At 41.1% G+C, this 19,474-nt stretch carries 11 protein-coding genes; 4 read left to right on the top strand and 7 right to left on the bottom strand.

What is annotated here, in order from left to right; all coding sequences use genetic code 11:
• Positions 1-239 precede the first annotated feature (239 nt).
• The gene (locus G6N06_RS12335) at positions 240-8,690 is read right to left on the bottom strand and encodes a DUF8693 domain-containing protein (protein ID WP_163517052.1); all 8,451 of its coding nucleotides are present in this window, start codon (positions 8,688-8,690) and stop codon (positions 240-242) included.
• Positions 8,691-9,305: 615 nt separating this feature from the next.
• Here G6N06_RS12335 and G6N06_RS12340 point away from each other — a divergent pair.
• Positions 9,306-10,361 (top strand): glycosyltransferase, encoded by a 1,056-nt coding sequence (locus G6N06_RS12340; RefSeq protein ID WP_163517053.1) that lies wholly within the window; start codon positions 9,306-9,308, stop codon positions 10,359-10,361.
• Here G6N06_RS12340 and G6N06_RS12345 read toward each other — a convergent pair.
• Both G6N06_RS12345 and G6N06_RS12350 read right to left on the bottom strand, forming a co-directional pair.
• Positions 10,335-11,381, bottom strand: coding sequence for a sensor histidine kinase (locus G6N06_RS12345; RefSeq protein WP_163517054.1), 1,047 nt, complete (start codon positions 11,379-11,381; stop codon positions 10,335-10,337). The two genes, G6N06_RS12340 and G6N06_RS12345, sit on opposite strands and share 27 nt — an antisense overlap.
• Positions 11,381-12,064 (bottom strand): response regulator, encoded by a 684-nt coding sequence (locus tag G6N06_RS12350; RefSeq protein ID WP_163517055.1) that lies wholly within the window; start codon positions 12,062-12,064, stop codon positions 11,381-11,383. The genes G6N06_RS12345 and G6N06_RS12350 overlap by 1 nt, the downstream gene beginning before the upstream one ends.
• 216 nt (positions 12,065-12,280) lie before the next feature.
• Between G6N06_RS12350 and G6N06_RS12355 the strand changes: the two genes are divergently transcribed.
• Positions 12,281-12,625: a T9SS type A sorting domain-containing protein gene (locus tag G6N06_RS12355; protein WP_163517056.1), complete on the top strand. Its 345-nt coding sequence runs from the start codon at positions 12,281-12,283 to the stop codon at positions 12,623-12,625.
• 484 nt (positions 12,626-13,109) lie between these two features.
• The gene (locus G6N06_RS12360) at positions 13,110-14,090 is read left to right on the top strand and encodes a LuxE/PaaK family acyltransferase (protein WP_163517057.1); all 981 of its coding nucleotides are present in this window, start codon (positions 13,110-13,112) and stop codon (positions 14,088-14,090) included.
• A gap of 321 nt (positions 14,091-14,411) precedes the next feature.
• Here the strand turns inward: G6N06_RS12360 and tyrS are convergent, their stop codons facing one another.
• Positions 14,412-15,722, bottom strand: a complete 1,311-nt coding sequence (tyrS, locus tag G6N06_RS12365; protein ID WP_163517058.1) for a tyrosine--tRNA ligase — start codon at positions 15,720-15,722, stop codon at positions 14,412-14,414.
• Between the two features lie 92 nt (positions 15,723-15,814).
• On the opposite strand from tyrS, the gene G6N06_RS12370 reads away from it, so the two are divergent.
• Positions 15,815-16,840 (top strand): NAD-dependent epimerase/dehydratase family protein, encoded by a 1,026-nt coding sequence (locus G6N06_RS12370; RefSeq protein WP_163517059.1) that lies wholly within the window; start codon positions 15,815-15,817, stop codon positions 16,838-16,840.
• On the opposite strand, the gene G6N06_RS12375 is transcribed toward G6N06_RS12370, so the two are convergent.
• The 3 genes from G6N06_RS12375 to G6N06_RS12385 form a co-directional block, all read right to left on the bottom strand.
• Entirely contained in the window at positions 16,837-17,268 is a 432-nt protein-coding gene (locus G6N06_RS12375) for a DUF4296 domain-containing protein (protein ID WP_163517060.1), read from the bottom strand. The two genes, G6N06_RS12370 and G6N06_RS12375, sit on opposite strands and share 4 nt — an antisense overlap.
• Positions 17,265-18,611 (bottom strand): dihydroorotase, encoded by a 1,347-nt coding sequence (locus tag G6N06_RS12380; RefSeq protein WP_163517061.1) that lies wholly within the window; start codon positions 18,609-18,611, stop codon positions 17,265-17,267. The genes G6N06_RS12375 and G6N06_RS12380 overlap by 4 nt, the downstream gene beginning before the upstream one ends.
• Positions 18,612-18,702: 91 nt before the next feature.
• Positions 18,703-19,425 carry a polyprenol monophosphomannose synthase gene (locus G6N06_RS12385; RefSeq protein ID WP_163517062.1) on the bottom strand — a complete coding sequence of 241 codons (723 nt, stop codon included), beginning with the start codon at positions 19,423-19,425 and terminating at the stop codon, positions 18,703-18,705.
• Between the last annotated feature and the right edge of the window lie 49 nt (positions 19,426-19,474).

Below are 19,474 nucleotides of genomic sequence, written 5' to 3' on the forward strand. Positions count from 1 at the left end.
AATTTCGCCTACGAAATACATGGTTTTTAGATGAAGTGCAATCAAATGTAAGTTATTATTTACATATCTTAATTGGTTTTGTCAAGGAACAATAGATTCAGGATCAGCTGAAAGCAAATTTTAAAATTGAAGTCCGGTCATCGGGAGTTTGAGCTCCAAAAATTGAAAGCAAAAAAAAAATCGCCTATTCCTGTTAAGAAATAGACGATTTGCAATGGTTGGTTGGTTAAACCTTTGGATTAAAATTTAATAATCACTTTTTTGTTATAACTGTTGGTATTGGTTTCTACTTTAAGCACATAGTTACCTTCGGAGATATCTTTCACCGGAATCTTAAACTCTTGTCCGAAATTCATATTGGTCATGTTCCATGATCTGACGGCCTGTCCAGCGATATTGATCAAATATACTTGACGCACTTCAATACTTGCCGGAGTCTTCACATAGATTTCATCCGTTTTTTGCAGATACTTCACGCTAATATCCTTAAAGTCCTGATCAATGATATCCAAGGTGGTGTCTGGTTGGAACACGATGGAGAAACGTCCGCTATAGTTGCCCGCTTCCAAGTTGGCTTGGAAACCAACCGTGTTGATTCTGGTATAGGTATCCAATAACGAATCATGTACATAAACATCAATGTCTTCGTCAAAATTCTCAAGGCCTGTTAAAGAAAGCTCCACGTTTCCAGAGATTTTCAAGGTCATGTCCAATGGATATTTTTTGTTGATATCAAAAGCACCGACACCCTGGATAATATACTTTTTACCTTCTATTAAAAAGGACATATCACTTGGGAAGGCGTCCCTGTTTAGAGCATCATAACCATAGTCAAAGCCATCTGTTGCGTCGTTATTTGGCGTAAACGCCAATAATAATGGCCTTATGGCTTCCTCAGGTGTTTTGAAAGCTAAACGGACTCTTTGTATCATATCGTCGCTCTCATATCCTGTAGAATTAGCAACTCTTTTTTGGTTTTCGCTGCCTCTCAAAAAGACCGATTCACCAGAAGATTCTTTTTTGAAAACCCTCTGACTGTTTCTGAATACAACCTCGTTGGTCACCTGATAGGTGTCATCGGCAGCCGTCACAAAGAACCCTTGAGCAACTGGAATAAAATACCCTGGAGTCAAGTTACCGGCATCACCTAGCCCACTTATCATATCTCCTGGAAATGTAGTTGCCGCTGTACCTCCACTCAAATTTAATGATGCATAACCACCTTCATAATCTCTTAAGTAGTGGGAATTATTGGTGGTGGATTGTCTCCAGAAGGTTAGTGATCCATCAATGCTACCTGTTGAACCTGCATGAGCTTCCGACCCAGGTATATTGTCTCTAATAAAAAGACGGGCGTCAATTGCCGAAGGATAAGGGTTTCCAAGCAAGGTTTGGTTTTCTGTGCCTGGTGATGCTGTAACGGTATTTGTAATGGTGCCATTATTAGGTTGACCTACGAAGGTATAGTTTTGCATGGATGACCCATTGCCCGCACCACTACCTTTCATGGTAAAACCTAAGCCAAGGTTAAAACTCCCTGTAGCCCCTTTGTGTAACCAAGCTGAATGATCGCCGTTAAGACCTTCAGAATATTCATAAATCCATCTGCTGCTCATTGTATTTGTAGCATTATTGGCATTCGTTCCGCTTGTCCAAGTTATGGCTTGTAAGTTATTCGGATCAGTAGCTTTAAACAAGATATCATTCAGGTTATATGTCGCTCCGTCAACATTTACCGGACTTCCCCAGTAATTATAGTTAAATAAACTACCAGACCCTTGTTGGTCACGCTCTAAGTATCCTGTTCCAGTATAATCTACAATACTTCCTTCTGGCTGTAGTAATTGGGATTCTCCAACAAGATCTAAAGTACCGTCTATTTTGAGGTATTTGGTAACTTCCAAACTTTGACCATCATTAGGATTAGAGTTTTCTATGGATAAGGTATTATCCTCTACTATTAAACCTAAAACTTTAATGTTTTGATTGTTAGAACTAACATTATGGCTCGTTCTTACAATATTCCATTCTACAGGTGATCCATTGATTCCATTGGTATGTGGTATTTGTAATACCCCTCCATCTTCCCACGTTGTAGCAGCTGTCCAAAGACCGTTGGCAGCAGTATCATATGGTACCGGAGCGGATTCTGGTTGTTGCGTGGTCATATTTCTTAAGACACCATTTACGCCGACATTAGCCAATAAATTACCTCCAACAACATTAGGAATACGATTCATTTGATAATAGGCTGTTAAGTTGGACCAATTTAGCCCTGTACTTACCAACGGACCGGTAGTACTTCCAATCACGACACCTCCAACATCTTCTATTTCTTGGTTCATCATTAACCTTATTTGGTCAACTGTTAAAGTGGTGTTCCAAATGCGCACTTCATCCATCCAACCATTATAATAGTTGGTTGGTGTATTGTTTGGTCGCGACATGGCACCCAATAAGGCATTTGCTGTATTTGGCGCTGGGCCAATAGTCGAAGTTCTATTATTCACTAAAAGACCATCTACATAGAGTCTGTAGGCACTACCATCGAAAGTCACCGCAATATGATACCATCTACTGGCTGTAATACCACTTCTAGAGACAGACAGGTTATTCGCATAAAACTGGATGTTATTATCAACTAATCTTAAGTCATAACCTGTGGTCAAATTACCTGCATTACGTTTTGACAGAATGGTTTGAATATTACTGTTTATAACATTTGGTTTAATCCAAGTTTCAATACTAAAATTACCTGACAGGTTATATGTATTATTAAAATTCACACTATTGTCAATCCCGTTAAAAGTCAAATTATCTTCACAATCCATGAGCGTCACAGTAAAAGTGTCAGTATCTATGGCACAAGGAGCTGGGTTTGTCAAGGTCCAGGTTAATGTATATTCAGCACCACTTTCACCTGTAAAAGTTGCATTAGGATCTGTAGTACTTGAAAAACTAAACACACTGCCTGGCGTTACTGGTGTTGCAGACCAGGTACCATTACCGTTCGCCATCAACTGAAGCGTGGTATCACTACAACTTGTAATAGCAGTGGTGTTGCTCGCCGCCGCATAGACGAATGGAATAATGGTCACTATTATAGAATCTGACGCAGGAGGACATACTCCTGGTGGATCATTGGTGGTATAGGTAAGGGTTACACTACCGTTTGCAATGTCGGCTGCACTTGGGGTGTAAGTCGTTCCGGATATAGTTCCGGGAGTACCACTTGAACTCCACGTGGCTGAAGTAGCACTGCCACCAAAGATCGCACCTGATAGGTCGAGTGTTTGCGTAGAACAAATAGTTTGATTAGTTCCAGCATCAGCTGTTGCAGATTCATTAAACGTAAATAGCACAGTATCTACACCAGAACTACAAACTCCTGCAGGATTACTAGAGGTCAATGTCAAAGTAACACTTCCGGCCGCAATATCTGCTGCACTTGGATTGTAAGTGGCATTCATGGTATTTGCATTAGGTGTGAATGTTCCACCAGTACTTGAGCTCCACGTTGCGGAAGTTGCCGTACCGCTAAAACTACCATTAAGTGCAATAGGCCCGGCGTTACAAACGGTAAGATCAGCACCTGCATTGGCAATTGAGGCTGGATTGATTGTATAGATGACTTCGTCAATAACAGGGCCACAACCTTGAGGATTGTTAGCGGTTAGGGTTAAAGTAACCGTACCACTTGTTATACCTGGGGTATATGAAGAAGTTAAACTATTTGGATCAGAGAATGTACCACTTGAGGCACTCCATGTTGCAGAAATCGCACCACCACCAATACTACCGTTTAAGGTAATAGTGCTGTCCGAACAAATGATTTGATCTACGCCAGCGTTAACCGTTGGAACAGGGTTGATGGTGACTATCATGCTATCACTAACGCCTGGACAAACGCCATCACTTGGCGTATTGGTGTAAGTTAAGGTCACAGTTCCATTATTAATGTCACCTGCACTTGGAGTATAAACACTTCCTGAAAAATTACCTGTACCTGTAGTACTCCAACTGCCAGAGGCATTGGTTCCGGTTATTGAAGCCCCACTTAAATTAACGGTCTCTCCTGCACAAATTGTAATATCTGCAGGAGCAGTAACTGTAGGTGGCTCATTGATAGTTACTTGTTCTCCTGTAATTGTATTGACACAACCAACGCCATTGCTGTTTGGTGGATTGGTGTATTGGATGCTTGTTAACTCATAAAGTCCAGCAGGTTGATTTGCAAAAGTAACCGTACCTGAACCACCTATGTTAAAAGAACCAGCAGCCGCACCATTAAAAGAGTAACTCACGGTTGTATTTGGAGTTCCTGTTATGGTTAGACTATCTCCAAAACATACTGCATTAGTAGTTACAAACTCAGCGGTTGGATTTGGTAGGATATGAATACGCATCGTGTCTTCAATATTGTCACACCATGTAAACCCACCACTATCTGCAATTAAACTAATGGTTATTACATCACCAGCTACCGCTCCAGAAGGGAGTGTATAGGTGCTGTTTTCAGCGTATAGTGGTCTTGGAGGTGGATCATAAGTCTCTCTACATCCCCCCCACCAATACCATCTAATACAATATTCAGGTGGATCATAGGTGCCTACTGATGAAAAAGTTCCACCAGCCCCATTATCACTCCATTCCCATTCAGTATTACTCAAACCATTGGCATCACCAGCCATAGTAACTATATTTGTGCCTTCGCACACATAAATATCATTGCCAGCGTCAATGCCTGGTGCCGCAAAATTAATCAGTATCCATCTATCTCTCCTACTTGATGTACCACATGGGTTATGTGCTCTTACTCTAATTCGCTCTAAAAACGTGACTGTTCCTGTAATTGCCACTTCAATTTGGTTTGTACCTTGACCAGAGGTAATAGTCATCGTACTGGGAACAGACCATTCATAGGTTTCTACATTTGGATCATTTTCAACATAATAAATAGCTGTACTTACTGGACATAAAAAAGAACTCGGTCCATTTATAGCCCCAGGTGTTGAAGGTGTTTCATAATAAACTGTTATAACACCAGTAGAAGTCACAGTATTACATGAGTTAGTGGCTGTTATTGTATATGGAAATGTGCCACTCACACTGTCGTTGGGATTACCACTTATTCTGACTCTGTTTAGTGCGGCATTATAAACACCCGTCACTCCGGCAGGTAGGCCTGATACGTTTACAGTAGTAGCATTGAAGACACTAAAGTCTATATTTTCAACTGTGCCAACGGGAGCACTACCTGTTCTACACACGCTTTGATCAGCACTTGCAGAGACTAAGGTGATTGACGTATTTGGGTTTACAGTAACAGTGATTGTATCGGTGTTTCTACAGCCATTGGCATTGGTTCCCGTCACGGTATAGGTGTGGGTTCCAACCGCAGGAGTAAATGAAACATTGTTTACTACCCCGTTATCCCAAGTATAAGTTGAACCACCACTACCCGTTAAAGTTAGGCTTTCACCTTCACATATGGTCAAGGTGCTCACATTATTTCCATTCCCTAAGGCATTGATTGTTGGAAGCGGATTCATGGTCATTGTTAAAGTTTCTGTAACAGTTACAGGCGAAGCGCATGTGGCACTAGAGGTAACGGATACAGAAATTATATCACCATTAACTATTGTAGTAAGCGGACCGTATGAATTAGAGTTTGCACCTACAGGAGCACCATTTAAAAACCATTGGTAAGACGGGCTCGCGCCTCCATTAATCAAATCCGTTATAAAGAAATTTAAGCTGTCGCCTGTACAAGCAGGATTGGCAGAAGCATTTAAATTAAACGATACCGGAAGCAAAGGACTAACAGTCATCGTAATACTATTGCTGGTGATGAGTGTATTACAAGGTCCGGCTGTGATTTCCACATAAACATCATCACCGTTATTTAATCCCGTAGTAGTATAAGTGTTACTATTAGTTCCTACTGGACTGCCATTTTGATACCATTGGTAATCTGGCATTGTGATTAAGCCTAAATGGCTATTCGTTGCCTCAAAAGTAACTGAAGTTCCACTACAAATTGGAGAAGCAACACTTGAGGTAATTGTGGCTGTTGCATTTTGAATGTAATCATTAACAGTTACGGTTGTATTACAAGTTGAAGTATTACCGTTAGCATCTGTAACAGTTAAGGTGACGTTGTTTGTACCAATATCTGCACAAGTAAAAGAAGTTTGACTTGCTGCATAGGTTAATGTGCCTCCACAGGCGTCAGAAGAACCATTATTTAGTGCCTCTGCTGTAATAGTAGCATTTCCCGTAGAACCTAAAGTCACGGTAAGAGGTTGACAAAGGGCAATTGGTGGTTGATTATCTTCTACGTTTACCACAAACGAACAGGTTGATATCAACCCATCGCCATCCTCAGCAAACACGTCCACTGTTGTTGATCCAACAGGAAAGTTATATGGAAAGCTAATTGGATTACCATCTATTTCATAACTGATGGTTGGAGATCCTGTACAATTATCTGTTGCAGTAGCTGTAAACGATAAAGTTGAATGACACTGGTCAGGATCGGTGTCATAAGATGCCAAAGGCGTAGGACATGTGATTACAGGTGGTGTATCATCCACCACAGTAATGGTTTGGTCACAAGTGGCTGTTAGGCCTGCGGTGTCAGTAACGGTCCAGGTCACCGTATGAGTTCCTACCGGAAGCGGCAGCATTCCTGCCAAATTGTTGGACACAGAAGCCACAGCACAATTATCATCAGTTGTAGGCGCATCTAGGACTAAAGTTGCCACTTGACAATTTGCATCTGCACTGACAGTTATATCATCAGGACAATCAATTGTAGGCAATTCGTTATCAGAAACTGTCACGGTAAATGAACAAACACTGGTCAAGCCATTGGCATCAGTAGCCGTGTACTCTATAGTAGTAATGCCAATAGGGAAAACACTTCCACTTGTTAAACCTGACGTATCGGTTTGGGCAACAACAGCCGTTCCGCAATTATCGGTAGCTGTAGGTATTGTATAATTAACAACGGCACCACAGATGTTAAGATCATTACTTAAATTAAAATTTGAAGGACATGAGGTGAAGGTTGGGGGGTTAGTGTCCACAACCGTTATGGTCTGTGTCCCTGTAGTCGTGTTGCCGCCAGTATCCGTTACCGTCCATTCACGGACGATGGTACCGACACCGTCCACGACAGTGTTGGAGATTTCAGAATAGTTGACGGTAAGTGAGATATCACAGTTATCGGTAGCGGTTACAGTGGGTACGGATGGAATCGCATCACATTCTACCGTAGTATTTCCAGGCACGCCGACAAGTGCAGGCGGTGTACCATCCACAACTGTTATGGTCTGTGTCCCTGTAGTTGTGTTCCCGCCAGTATCGGTTACGGTCCATTCGCGGACAATGGTTCCGACACCATTCACGACAGTGTTGGAGGTCTCAGAATAGTTGACGGTAAGTGAGATATCACAGTTATCGGTAGCGGTTACAGTGGGTACGGATGGAATCGCATCACATTCTACCGTAGTATTTCCAGGCACGCCGACAAGTGCAGGCGGTGTACCATCCACAACTGTTATGGTCTGTGTCCCTGTAGTTGTGTTCCCGCCAGTATCGGTTACGGTCCATTCGCGGACAATGGTTCCGACGCCGTCCACGACAGTGTTGGAGGTCTCAGAATAGTTGACGTTAAGTGAGATATCACAGTTATCGGTAGCGGTTACAGTGGGTACGGATGGAATCGCATCACATTCTACCGTAGTATTTCCAGGCACGCCGACAAGTGCAGGCGGTGTACCATCCACAACTGTTATGGTCTGTGTCCCTGTAGTTGTGTTCCCGCCAGTATCGGTTACGGTCCATTCGCGGACAATGGTTCCGACGCCGTCCACGACAGTGTTGGAGGTCTCAGAATAGTTGACGGTAAGTGAGATATCACAGTTATCTGTAGCGGTTACTGTAGGTGCAGCTGGAATGGCATCACATTGCACTGTAACATCACCAGGCACACCGGCAAGGATTGGATCCGTTGAATCGATAACCGTAATAGTCTGCGTATCAGTAACTGTATTCCCGCCGTTGTCGGTTACAGTCCATTCACGTACAATAGCCCCCACACCGTCCACAACAGTATTACTGATTTCGGAATAGCTGACCGTAAGTGTCGTATCGCAATTATCTGTAGCGGTTACTGTAGGTGCAGCTGGAATGGCATCACATTCTACAGTAGTATTTCCAGGTACTCCGACAAGGTTTGGTGGTTCATTATCCACAACCGTCACAATAAAACTACAAGTCTGTCCTGTGGCTACATTATTATTATCACGTTCTTCATAAGTAACAGTTGTTGGGCCAACTGGAAACGTATCACCACTACCAAGAGAGGTAACTAAAACCATGCTACCACCTGATATATCTGTCGTTGGTAAAGCATAGGTAACCACAGCACTACAAGTCCCTGGGTCAGCATTTTGAGAAAATGAAGTAGGACAATTAAAAACAGTCACAGAAGAAGCCTCCCCCCTCTCAAAACTCCTCTCCAAATCCTCATCAATCAAGGTCTTTATAAAAGACCATTCTAATTGATATAAGGCATTATCAGGATCTATGATCGAATGACTCGCGGCATTGGTGTGAAAAGAAGTCCCAGAAAAAAGTGCTAGCAATACCAATTGCAGAACGTAGGTGTAATGTTTTTTCATAATCATAAAATAATGTTAACACAAAAATCCATTCCAAGTGTTATATCAGTGGAATAGAGAAACGGGAAATCCTAATTTACCGCTCAGCGAGGGATGTACAAACATAAGTGGATGGTGGTCTAGGAAGAAAAAAACTCGTTGAAATGCTATAATTAACTATGAGTGCAACTATAGGTGTTAACGAAATGTTATTTAACGTTTTCACTTGTGGTAATCAGCTGACAAATAGGGTGCTGAATGTTCGGTTTAACAGCTCCATGTTCATTATTAAAATTTCAAATTCAAGCTTAGTCAGCTATCCGTCCCCAAACACACACCTCCCTTATCCATAGAACTCATCCATCACATCCATACAGCCCATGAGATCCTTATCTTTGAATGTTGGGCGATTCCTTTTGAATGTTTGCTAAATTTGCACCAGGGATTGTAGCGGTCTCCGTGTCATTGCCATCCTAAATACGGTCAGCAAGCCGATTTCGCTTTGGCAAAAAAAGCGGTCAGAAGATGAATTATGGCTGAGAACGGGCCGGTTCAGAAATGCCGCATCAGGAGCAGTTCAGTCAATTATTTTAAACCTAGGACTTTTCTGTTTCCCAAAACAAAGGTTCACAAAAGATGAAAAAAAAGATATTAATTGCGCCTTTAAATTGGGGATTGGGTCATGCCACGCGTTGCATCCCCATCATCCATGCCTTGATACAGCAAAATTACACACCAATTATGGCCAGTGATGGTGCCGCCTTGTCCCTTCTGTCCAAGGAGTTTCCCGATTTGGAAGCCTTGGAATTGCCTTCTTATCATATCAGCTATTCCAAAAAAGGGTCCTTTTTAAAACTCAAGCTTTTCAAGGATTCCCCACAGATTATAAAGGCCATACGGAAAGAACATCATGCGATCAAATCCATCATAAACACCCACCGCATTGATGGCATTATTTCCGACAACAGATTTGGGGTTTACCACAACAACCTGCCTTCCGTTTTTATCACCCATCAATTGCAGGTTTTAAGCGGAAGCACCACTTGGCTCAGTACCAAACTGCATCAAAGGATCATAAAGCGATTTGACGAGTGCTGGGTTCCCGATGTGTCGGGATCACCCAATTTGAGTGGGAAAATGGGACATGTGGAGCATCCTAAATTCACTGTAAAACACATTGGTCCCTTAAGTCGGTTTCAGAAATCCGAAAGTGAAATCTCCTATGATATTATGGCGTTGCTCTCTGGCCCTGAGCCACAGCGGGAGATTTTAGAAAACAAATTATTGGAGGAATTTAAAAACCACAAAGGCCAAGTGCTCTTTGTAAGAGGGGTTATGGAAAAGGAACAAAGGATTCATGAATCTGGGCCTCTCACGGTTTATAATTTTATGACCTCAGCATTATTGGAAAAATCGATTAAGGCCAGCCACATCATCATCGCCCGGTCGGGCTATTCCACAATTATGGACTTGGCCACATTGGGCAAAAAAGCCTTTTTTATTCCGACACCTGGGCAATTTGAGCAAGTCTATTTGGCCAAAAGAATGCAAGAGCATCAGTTGGCACCATTTTGTAAACAGGACGATTTCAATTTGGAAAAACTTGAGAGCATCGATCGCTATAAAGGATTGGAGGCTTTTGATCAGAGCCCCAATTTTGAGGAGCTATTTCGCCTTTTCGAGGGTAAATGAGAATTCGCTGCCCACGCTCAATTCACTTTCAATATAAATACGCTCATCGTGTGCTTCAATAATATGCTTCACAATGGAGAGCCCGAGTCCAGAGCCGCCTTCCTTACGTGAACCGCTCTTATCAATTCGGTAGAAACGCTCAAAAAGCCGTGGAATATTCACCTTTGCAATGCCTTCGCCATTGTCCGTAACTCTTACAATGACTTTATTTTTTATCAAGTTCTCGATGCTGATCTCGGTAGTTCCCTTGAAGCTTCCATATTTAATGGAATTGACCACAAGATTGGTAAGCACCTGTCTGATCCGTTCCTTATCTGCCCTGACCATAATTGGTTCGGGGTACTGCATGTCAAAAGTCAAGGTGATTTTTTTCTTGGCCGATTTCATTTCCAGCAAATCGAACACGCTTTCCACCAGGGCCACAATATCAAAATCCTCTATATTCAGACTCAAATCGCCTACCTCCAATTTGGTAATCATATCCAAATCCTGCACGATATAGATCAAGCGTTCCACGCCTTTATTGGCTCTTTCAAGGTATTTTTTTCTAAGATTCTCATTGTCCATGGCACCGTCCAACAAGGTCAACACATAACCTTGGACCGTAAACAGCGGTGTTTTCAATTCGTGCGAGATATTGCCCAAAAACTCCTTTCGGTACTCTTCCCTGACTTTCAAGGTTTCTATCTCAAGTTTTTTGTCCTGGGCAAATTTCCCGATTTCCTGGGTCAGGGTGGCCATATCGGTGGTGATGGGCTGTTTGCGGAGGGTGGCAGATTCCAATAGGGTCAGATCATCGTAGATCCGCTTGACCCGTCTATAGATAAAGCGCTCCGCACGATATTGGATTATAAAAAATGAAATGATAAATGTCAGGACAGAAAAGCCCAAAATGGACCAAATATTGAAGGATTGGCTGAGCAAAGAAAATACAGTGAGCAGGGCTGTTAAAATCAAAGTGATATACAATGTGGTCTTAACAGCAAACTTATAGGACTTTTTTATCTCTTTCTTTTGCATCAGTCAACAAACTTGTAGCCTACGCCTTTGACGGTCTTAAAGCAATCGTCACCAATTTTTTCGCGCAATTTCCTTATGTGGACATCGATGGTGCGTCCGCCTACGACCACATCATTGCCCCATACTTTATTTAAAATCTCTTCGCGTTTATATACTTTATTGGGCTTGGTGGCCAACAAAGATAATAATTCAAATTCCTTTCTTGGCAGAATAATTTCCTTGCCATGATGTGAAATCTTATATTCCTCTCGATTGATGATCAATTCGCCAATCTTAAGTATTTTTTGTGATGGTCTCTCCTCATTCAATCGCCTCAGTAGAGCTTTGACTTTACTGGTCAATACTTTAGGCTTGATGGGCTTTGTAATATAGTCATCGGCTCCGGCATCAAAACCAGCCATTTGGGAATAATCCTCGCCGCGTGCAGTCAAAAAGGTAATGATGGTATTGCTGAGCTCTGGAACCTTACGAATCTGTTCGCAGGCCTCAATACCGTCCATACCAGGCATCATGACGTCCATGATGATCAGCTGTGGGCGTTCCTTCTTTGCTTTTTTTATGGCTTTGATTCCATCCTCTGCCGTAATGATTTCATAGCCTTCTGCCGAAAGATTATAGCCGATAATTTCCAAAATGTCGGGTTCATCATCAACCAATAGAATTTTTATATCCTTATTTTTCATTAGGGGGTTATTCAAAAATTATACTGTAAAGATAAGCTTATCTGTAGATACTTATAAAAAAGCAGGGCATTGATAACACTATCTTAACCTTCAGAATACATTCTTTTTAACCATTCGTCGAAAACTTTGATTGTTTAACATACTTTTGGTACGGGATTTGCCATAATTTTTAGTATCTTTAATAACGGATTTCAGTTGATGAAAAATTAATTTTGTATGATGAAAAACTACATTTACATTCTTTTTTTAATCTTCGGGCTTGGCATGGGTGTTCCAACGACGAATGCACAAACGAATGCTTCCAAAACAACCCTGTCGCCATCAGATGGTATTAGCGATCTATCGATTTATCCAAATCCAGTAAGCAGTGGTAAAATCTATATCACCACAAAAGAAAACCTGACCAAAGAGGTTGAAATTTATGATGTTTTAGGCAAAAAAATTCTATCCGAATCACTTTTTGGAAAAGAATTGAACATTTCAAAACTGACCGCCGGCATTTACATCCTAAAGATCAAAGAAGGCAACAATTCGGCCACCAGGAAACTGGTTGTCAGGTAGCTGTTACTACAAACAGACTTCTTGCTAATCGCCATAAATCGACCTTATCACATCACATTTCACATTCACAACTCAGTGATCCTTGGTTTTAGCATTTAAAATCCGATCTAAGATGAGACACTTTGTTTTTAGGGAATCAAGAACCTCGTTGTATAATAACGGATCAAGTCAAAAAGTTGTGAGATTTTAAGATTATGCATAAATTAATAGTTAGACCACAAGGCTTTCATGTGCCTTTATCCTGCCTTTACCCTGCCTTTATCCTGCCACTATCCTAATAGCTATAATTGATTTGACAAGAAAGTGTGAAATTGTTGGTGTAAAATAACCTACTGGCGGGAATAAACTGTTCCAATAAGGACGCACTTGGTGGAGATGGCCTGAATATCATCAAGAAACTCCTTTTTTATTTTACCATCCTGACCTATTGGAAAAGCTTTATCATATTTAAGTAAGGCTTTTTTATTTTCTATATTTTTGTGATATGATTTCGATGGATACTATTTTCAACATTCAAACACAAGCCGAATTTGAATCTGCAAGCTTGGAGGTTTTCAAATTTCAATTTGAGAACAACCGGGTATACCGTTCCTTTTGCGATTTGCTCTATATTCATCCAAGTGACGTTAAACGCATAGAAGACATTCCGTTCCTTCCCATACAATTCTTTAAATCGCATGATGTTTTGAGCAGTACGCAACCCGTAGAACAGGTATTCACCAGCTCAGGAACTACCGGCGATGCAACGAGCAAGCATCAGGTTACGGATCTACACATTTACAAAGAAAGCTTTAGGCGTGCCTTTTCCCATTTTTACGGTCCCATGGAAGATTATGTCGTGTTGGCATTATTACCTTCTTATTTGGAACGTGAAGGCTCCTCCTTGATTTATATGGTAGAGGATATGATCAAACGGTCGGGACAGGTTGAAAGCGGATTTTATCTTCATAACCTTTCCGACTTAAATGACATTTTAATAGACTTGGATAAGCAAGGCAGAAAGGTACTGCTCATCGGCGTATCCTTTGCCCTATTGGATTTGGTTGAATCTTACCAGTTTCAATTGAAAAACACCGTAATTATGGAAACTGGCGGAATGAAGGGCCGACGCAAAGAATTGGTAAGAGAAGAACTGCATGACCTACTCAAAAAAGGATTTGGGGTAAAAAACATCCACAGCGAATATGGAATGACAGAGCTGCTAAGTCAAGCTTACTCCAATGGCCATGGAATTTTTAAATGTCCCAATTGGATGCAGATCCGCACCAGGGATACTGAAGACCCGCTGTCCATACTTCCAAATCACAGAACAGGCGGCATCAATGTAATTGATTTGGCCAATATCAATTCCTGCTCATTTATTGCCACCCAAGACCTGGGAAAGACCTTTGCCGACAAGAGTTTTGAAATTATTGGCCGCTTTGATCATTCAGACATCAGGGGCTGCAACCTTATGGTATTATAAATCTTTGTTAAAGTGTAAGATTGCTGTAATCAAACGGCTTTTTATACGACCAAATACACACCTAAAAAACCGACTGTTTGGGAAACCAAAAAAAGTATTCTATAATTGAAAAAGAGAAGTTTTTAAGTTGATTGGTTGGTTTTTTGACGCCTGGAGAGGTTTACGTCTTCAGGCGTTTTTTTTTAGTGAAGCAGTCCCGCCAAAAGCGGGACGTAGCTGAGCTAATCCCGCTTTTGGGCGGGATCTAATAAATTCATTTTTTTGATTTAATTAAATGAAACAGCTCTTTTCAATGACATTACAATTGTGATTCCTTAATAATTAAGAGCCCACTTTTATAATATAGGTATTCTTCTTTCCTCTATTGAGAATGATGTATTTGCCATTGATCAAATCATCGGTCGTCAATATATAGTCTTCAGCAACTTTTTCCTTGTTCACCGATATGGAATTTTCCTTCAACGCACGTCGCGCCTCGCCATTGGAATTTAAAAACCCGGTCTTGGCCGAAAGTGCAGCAATCATATCGACGCCTTCATCAAATTCAGATTTAGGGATTTCTGCCAATGGCACCCCTTCAAAAACTTCCAAAAACATGGCTTCATCCAAGGTTCTGATATCTTGTTTAAAGCTATCGCTGAACAATATATTGGACGCTCTCTCCGCTTTTTCAAATTCTTCCTTGGAATGCACAAAAGTGGTCACTTCCTCCGCCAATCGCTTTTGTAGGATTCTTAAATGTGGGGCCTGCCTATGTTCTTCAATGAGTTTTTCGATAGTGTCCCGATCCAAAAACGTAAAGATCTTGATATATCTATCGGCATCTTCATCACTCGTGTTCAACCAGAATTGATAGAATTTATAAACCGAGGTCTTATCAGCATCCAACCAAATATTGCCGCCTTCGCTCTTGCCGAATTTTGAACCGTCCGCTTTAGTGATCAGCGGACAGGTCATGGCGTAAGCTTTGGCGTCATGGCCCACATTCATACGACGTACCAGCTCGGTTCCAGTGGTAATATTTCCCCATTGGTCACTACCTCCCATTTGCAAAAGAATATTGTGGTGCTTGTGCAAATAGTAAAAATCATAACCTTGGATCAACTGGTAAGTGAATTCTGTAAAAGACATCCCAACACTGCCTTCTTCCCCTGAGAATCGTTTTTTGACCGAATCTTTGGACATCATATAATTGACCGTAATACGCTTGCCGACATCTCTTGCGAAATCGATGAATGAGAAATCCTTCATCCAATCATAGTTGTTTACTAAAACCGGCGCATTCTTGGCAGTCGAATTGAAGTCCAAAAATCGGGACAACACTGATTTTATACCAGCCACATTCTTTTCCAAAGTGGCCTCATCCAATAAATTACGCTCGTCACTCTTCCCTGACGGATCCCCAATCATTCCCGTAGCACCACCTACCAAAGCATAAGGTTTGTGTCCCGCTTTTTCCAAATGGACCAAAAGAATAATAGGCACTAAACTGCCAATATGTAGCGAATCGGATGTGGGATCAAATCCAATATATGCGCTGGTCATTTCTTTACTGAGTTGTTCTTCAGTTCCGGGCATGATATCGTGTACCATTCCTCTCCAGCGTAAATCTTCTACAAAAGGGTTTGTCATGAGTTTTGAGATTAATTTTATAAATTTTCTGCAAAGATAAACATCAAAGGAGAATTAGGGATTAATATCCAATAATTCTTTATTTTAGTGATATGATATTAGTCACAGGAGGCACAGGTTTGGTAGGTTCGCATTTGCTCTATAAACTACTGAAAACCAGCAATAAAATAAGAGCAATTTACCGAAGAGAACATAAATTGGCCTTGGTAAAAAAGGTTTTTTCCTACTATAGCGCCGATTATGAGTCGCTTTTCGAACAAATAGAATGGGTAGAGGCCGATATTACAGACATTCCTGCACTGCAGAGGGCCTTTCAAGATATAGACTATGTTTACCACTGTGCAGCCTTTGTAAGTTTTGAACCTGACAAGTACCATGTTTTGCGGAAGATCAATATTGAAGGCACCGCCAATGTGGTCAATTTATGCCTATCCTATCAGGTAAAAAAACTCTGTTATGTCAGTTCCATTGCTGCCATTGGGCATCAACAGAATCCGCAGCAATTGATCACTGAAGACACCAATTGGAATCAGGATGCCGACAACAGCGTGTATGCCATTACCAAATACGGCGCTGAAATTGAAGTTTGGAGAGGCACTCAGGAAGGCATTGATGCGGTGATTATAAATCCGGGAATCATCATTGGGCCAGGTTTCTGGAATAGCGGAGGCAGCAGTAGCTTGATCAAGAAGATATACAAAGGCATGCCCTACTACACCCATGGTGTTACCGCTTATGTGAATGTTGATGATGTGGTCAGGGCAATGGTGTTGTTAATGCAAAGTCTCATTAAAAATGAGCGATTTATCGTCATTTCAGAGAATCTATCTTTTAAGGAATTTCAACAACAAACGGCATTGGCCCTTGGTGTAAAACCAGCATCAAAGGAAGCCACACCCTTAATTTTGGGCCTAGGATGGCGATTGGATTGGCTGAGCCGTTTGCTCACAGGAAAACGTAGAAGATTGTCAAGACAGATGACCAGAAGCGCAAGGAGTATCACAAAATATGACGCCTCAAAAATAAAAAACGCTTTGGACTTCAAATTTAAGCCAATGCAGGTTTCCATTGAAGACACCTGTCAATTGTTTTTGGACGATTTAAAAAATGGGATTTAACTGATGGAATCGCCCTCGATGGTTTTTGTAGAATCTTTTTTGCTTCTTTCAGCTTTTCTAATGGAATCCTTAACCCTCTGTTCCTCCTCGGTCAGCTTTTCGTAAAGCGCTTTGTCTTTTTCCAAATCTGCCTTCACCTTTTCCACCAGCTGGGCATAAACCTCGGTATCGTAGGCATAATAGGTGTTGCTTTCGGCAAATTGCAAACTGTCAATCCCGTGCTTTTTGTACACATACTCCAAAGGCATAATCCCGTTGAGCTCCAACACTTTTTTATTGACACTTTTTGCCGCATTGAGAAGATAGAGGTCGTACATGATCTCGGACATCTTATCTTTTGCAATCAAGTTTTTAGGCTTTTTAGGTCTGTCAATTGTGTTGCAACCAACAAAAGAAATGAGGATTACGATGTAAAAAAAGTGTTTCATCTCTCAAAAGTTAATCGTTTTCCTGCTTTAACATCCAAAACCTTGAAATTCTTGTACACCAAAGCACCATTGACAAAAGTATGGGTAATTCTCGACTTAAAGGTCACCCCCTCAAAAGGCGACCATCCACATTTGTATAGGATGTTCTCCTTATTTACGGTCCACGGACTATTGATATCCACAATGGCCAAATCGGCGTAATACCCAGGCTTTATATATCCACGTTTCTCGATCTGAAACAAAATAGCAGGATTATGGCACATTTTTTCGGCAATTTTCTCTAAGCTTATTCTATCCCTATGGAAAGCCTCAATCATAGCAACCAAGGCATGCTGCACCAAAGGTCCGCCAGAAGGTGCATTGGTATATACATTTTGCTTTTCCTCTAAGGTATGTGGAGCATGATCTGTAGCCACGACATCAATGCGGTCGTCCAAAAGTGCTTTCCACAATTCCTCCCGATCATTGGCCGTCTTAACCGCCGGATTCCATTTGATTAGCGTTCCTTTGTTCTTATAGTCTTCATCGCTAAACCACAAATGATGAATACATACCTCAGCGGTAATTTTCTTATCCTTTAACGGAATTTTATTCGTGAACAGTTGCGTTTCCTTGGCAGTGGATACATGGAAAATATGCAGACGGGCTCCTGTTTTCTTAGCCAATTCAATGGCCTTGGAAGAAGACAGGTAACAAGCTTCTTCACTTCTGATGATGGGATGGCATTCCATAGGAATATCATTTCCGTAGGTGTTGATATGCGCTTCCAGATTTCGTTTTATTGTCGCTTCATCTTCACAATGCACAGAAATCAATAGATCGGTACTTTTGAAGATTTTCTCCAAAACCTCTGTATTATCCACCAACATATCACCAGTTGAAGATCCTAAAAACAACTTCAGTCCGGCCACATTTTTGGAATCCACCTTCAATATCTCTTCCAAATTGGTATTGGTACCACCAAACATAAATGAATAATTGGCGTATGATGTGTTTGCGGCAATATCAAACTTGGCTTCCAGTTTTTCAATGGTTGTGGTTTGCGGCGAAGTGTTTGGCATTTCGATAAACGACGTGATCCCACCAGCAATGGCGGCCTTCGACTCTGATGCGATGGTTGCCTTATGGGTCAGTCCAGGTTCTCTAAAATGGACCTGATCATCGATTACCCCAGGAAAAACATAGTTTCCTTCCACATCGATCACCATCACATCAGCATTTTTCGCACTGATAGAATCGGCAACTTCCTTAATGAATTCTCCTTCAATTAAAATATCACCCTCAAAAATGCGTCCCTCATTGACAATCTTGGCATTTTTAATAAGTACTGTTTTCTCTTTCATGTGATTGTTTTTATTGTTTTTTAACGGACACATGCTGTTCGCAATCAACCTTTCTAATGGGGTTTAAAACCTTTAGCATGCTCGGTTCATATTATTTGCCAAATAGGCTTTTAAATTTCATGTTTATAACTCCAAAAACTGCTTCAGAAATAATGCCACCGCTCATTTTCGATTTTCCTTTTGCTCGATCTGTAAAAATCACGGGGACTTCCACAATTTTAAAACCTTTTAAATGGGCCTTAAACTTCATTTCTATTTGAAACGCATAGCCCACAAATTTAATAGCATCCAAATCTATGGTTTCCAACACCTTTCGTTTATAACAAACAAAACCAGCTGTGGTATCCTGAATTTTCATCCGTGTAATAAATCGCACATATTTGGATGCAAAATACGACAATAGTATTCTGTTCATTGGCCAATTGACCACATTCACACCTGTGATATATCGAGACCCAATGGCAACGTCAGCACCATCCTTGGCGCAAGCGTTATACAGTCTTCCCAAATCGTCCGGATCATGTGAAAAATCGGCGTCCATTTCAAAAATATAGTCATATTTATTCTCCAGGCACCATTTGAATCCGTCAATATAAGCAGTTCCCAATCCGGTTTTGTTCTTACGTTGGAGCAAAAATAAACGATCTGGAAATTCCTCTTGAAGGAACTTTACTTTTTCTGCCGTTAAATCAGGTGAGTTGTCATCTACCACAAGAACGTCAAAAGCTTTATCTTGGGCAAATACCGCAATGATAATCGCCTCAATATTCTCGATTTCATTGTAGGTTGGGATGATGACAATAGCGTCTTTCATTGGTAAAAATTTTAGCAAAAGTAAGTTTTTTTAAAAGATTAATTTTATT

This window comes from Gelidibacter japonicus (assembly GCF_010725055.1).
Taxonomy (GTDB): Bacteria; Bacteroidota; Bacteroidia; order Flavobacteriales; family Flavobacteriaceae; genus Gelidibacter; species Gelidibacter japonicus.